This window comes from Frateuria sp., assembly GCF_013362045.1.
Lineage (GTDB): Bacteria > Pseudomonadota > Gammaproteobacteria > Xanthomonadales > Rhodanobacteraceae > Frateuria_A.
Map to the genome: position 1 here is coordinate 1 of NZ_JABFWW010000204.1, position 2,184 is coordinate 2,184.

1 protein-coding gene and 1 pseudogene are annotated in these 2,184 nt (G+C 69.4%); one reads left to right on the forward strand and one right to left on the reverse strand.

All coding sequences use genetic code 11. The features are described 5' to 3' along the window. Positions 1-1,259: pseudogene (locus HOQ08_RS09600) on the forward strand (hypothetical protein); the annotation flags it as partial. A 215-nt stretch (positions 1,260-1,474) separates the two neighbouring features. Here the strand turns inward: HOQ08_RS09600 and HOQ08_RS09605 are convergent. After that, positions 1,475-2,184, reverse strand: a 710-nt coding sequence (locus HOQ08_RS09605; RefSeq protein ID WP_291193710.1) for an acyl-CoA dehydrogenase family protein, incomplete at its 5' end; no start/stop codon positions are given.

A 2,184-nucleotide genomic window follows, 5' to 3' on the forward strand; every position in this document is an offset into this window, starting at 1 on the left:
TGAGCCTCGCCGCCTGCGGCGGCGGTGGCGGCGGCTCGAGCACGATCGACACCGGCACGCCGCTGGCATCGGGACCGCCCGCACCAGCCGCGACACCGGCTGCACCCGCGCCATCGGCAACACCGGCAACTCCGGCGCCGCCAGCCGCCGCGCCGGCGCCGCTGTTCACGGCGCATCTGCTCGACCCGCTCGGGCAGGCAGGCTTCCAGGGGCTCAACAATCGCGGACAGGCCGCCTGGACGATGGCGGATCCGAACGCTCCGCGTGGGGGGCTGGCGGAGCCGCCGCAGTTCGGACGCTTCTTCGATGGCACCCAGGTGCAGCAGGTGATCGGCAACCGGCCAGCGCACGTCCTGGGCGTGAACGACGCGGGCCAGGTGGTCGGGCAGCTCATCGAAAGCAGCGACACGCGCGTGTTCCGCTGGAGCCCCGATGCACCCGACGCGCTGGTCGTGATCGACTTCCAGCCCGGCACCTACACCGTCGCCCACGGGATGAACCGACAGGGCCAGGTCACCGGCACGAGCACCACCCGCAATGTCTCCAGCGCCTACCGCTGGACACCGCCCGGCCTCACCGCCTACGAAGGCCTGGAGCCGCTCACGGGCGCGGGAACGTTCCCGCCGGTGATCGATGCCCAGTTCATCAACGACAACGGCACCGTGGCCGGCATCTCGACCACTACCGCGGGTGCGGTGCACGCCGCGTTGTGGGTGCCCGGCCAGAAGGTGCTGGACCTCGGCTCGCTGGGCGCGGGTGACGTCGCGGTCGATGGCCTGAACAACGCGAACCAGGTGGTGGGCCAGTCGGACCTGGGGACCGGCGTGCACCATGCGTACCGCTGGAGCGCGGCCGAGGGCATGGTGGACCTGGGCACGCTGGGCGGCCCGAATTCCTCGGCCAGCGCGATCAATGCGAGCGGCGCCGTGGTCGGGACTTCGGACACCACCGATCCGGGCAGCACGCGCGCGTTCCTGTGGAACGGCGGGGCGATGAAGTCGCTCGGCACGCTGGGCGGCGGGTGGTCGGCCGCGACGCGGATCAATGCTTCCGGCCAGGTGGGTGGCACATCGGCCGATGCCAACGGCATGGCGCATGCCTTCCTGTGGACCGCCGACACGGGCATGGTCGACCTCAACACGCGCGTGCCCACCGAAACGGCCCGGGTGCTGCAGTCGGTCGTGGCCCTGGCCGACGACGGCTCGATGCTCGTGAGCTCGACCGACGGCCTGCTGCTGCTGCGGCCGAAAGCGCCTTGACGCGATGTCGAGCGCTGCTGAAACCCAACATCCGGACGCAGAGGACGCAAAGGTTTCGCAGAGGACGCAAAGAGAGTCAGACAGAAATCGAAGCGAGGACGCGGATGAAACGCGGGCGCACTTTGCCCGCCTTCACCTTTCAAGGTCTTCTTTTGCGTCTTCTGCGGAACTTCTGCGTCCTCTGCGTCCGGCTGTTGGCTTTTAGCCTGCCACGCTCACAGCGCCCGCGAGATCACTTCCTTCATGATCTCGCTGGTGCCGCCGTAGATGCGCTGCACGCGGGCATCGGCGTACATGCGCGCGACCCGCGTCTCCTGCATGTAGCCGGCGCCGCCCCACAGCTGCAGCAGCTCGTCGAGCACGCGGCACTGCGTCTCCGATCCCCACAGCTTGGCCATCGACGCGGTCGCCGTGTCCAGCGTGCCGGCGAGCAGGCGTTCGACGCAGCGGTCGATGAACGCGCGGCCGGCCGCGATCTGTGTCGCCACCTCGGCAAGCTTGAAGCGCGTGTTCTGCAGCGCGGCCAGAGGCTGGCCGAATGCCTGCCGCTCGCGCACCCACGCCAGCGTCTCCTCGTACGCACCTTCCATCGCGGCCTGCGCGACGACGCCGATGATCAGCCGCTCGTACGGCAGGTCGGACATCAGCTGGTAGAAGCCCTGGCCCTCGCGGCCGCCGAGCAGCTGGTCGGCCGGCACGCCCACGCCGTCGAAGAACAGCTCCGAGGTGTCCTGCGCATGCAAGCCGAGCTTGTCGAGGACACGCCCGACCTTGTAGCCCGCGCAGTCCTGTGTCTCGACGGCCAAGATCGACATGCCCTTGGCGCCCTGCGACGGGTCGGTCTTGCACACCACCAGCACCAGCCCCGCGAGGAAGCCGTTGGTGAGGTAGGTCTTGCTGCCGTGCAGGACATAGTGGTCGCCGT